Genomic DNA, 646 nt, shown 5'->3' with positions numbered 1-646 from the left:
GTTAGGCCTCTACACCACAGTTCCAGAGGCACTTTCTAAATTGAAAGTAATTGCGGGGGCAGGATTTGAACCTACGACCTTCGGGTTATGAGCCCGACGAGCTACCGAACTGCTCCACCCCGCGATATAAAATATGGTGGAGGCTGAGGGGATCGAACCCCCGACCCTCTGCTTGTAAGGCAGATGCTCTCCCAGCTGAGCTAAGCCTCCATATTATGACCCGTAGGGGATTCGAACCCCTGTTACCTCCGTGAAAGGGAGGTGTCTTAACCCCTTGACCAACGGGCCTTGCAAAATGAATTCTGATTTAATAAATTTATGGCGGAGAGAGAGGGATTCGAACCCTCGCACCACTTACGCAGTCTAACCCCTTAGCAGAGGGTCCCCTTATAGCCACTTGGGTATCTCTCCGAGTAGCGGCAGAGGGGATCGAACCCCCGACCTCACGGGTATGAACCGTACGCTCTAGCCAGCTGAGCTATGCCGCCACCTTATATATAAAATCCAGAAATATTAAAAATATGGCTCCCCGAACAGGACTCGAACCTGTGACAACTCGATTAACAGTCGAGTGCTCTACCAACTGAGCTATCAGGGAATATTGGTGGAGCCAAGGGGGATCGAACCCCTGACCTCCTGCGTGCAA

At 51.9% G+C, this 646-nt stretch carries 6 tRNA genes; all 6 read right to left on the bottom strand.

The features are described from left to right. Positions 1-50 precede the first annotated feature (50 nt). Positions 51-124: transfer RNA gene (locus ACN6NF_RS25600), tRNA-Met, on the bottom strand. 10 nt (positions 125-134) lie between these two features. After that, a tRNA-Val gene (locus ACN6NF_RS25595) sits at positions 135-210 on the bottom strand. 6 nt (positions 211-216) lie between these two features. Further along, positions 217-288 (bottom strand) — tRNA-Glu (locus ACN6NF_RS25590). A 31-nt stretch (positions 289-319) separates the two neighbouring features. Next, positions 320-411: transfer RNA gene (locus ACN6NF_RS25585), tRNA-Ser, on the bottom strand. A 3-nt stretch (positions 412-414) separates the two neighbouring features. Beyond that, positions 415-488, bottom strand: a tRNA-Met gene (locus ACN6NF_RS25580). Positions 489-522: 34 nt separating this feature from the next. Then, positions 523-598: transfer RNA gene (locus ACN6NF_RS25575), tRNA-Asn, on the bottom strand. Between the last annotated feature and the right edge of the window lie 48 nt (positions 599-646).

It is taken from the genome of Paenibacillus sp. TSM33, from assembly GCF_056099025.1.
Note: the sequence above shows the minus strand (reverse complement) of the source record. Positions and strands in the feature narration are given on the sequence as shown.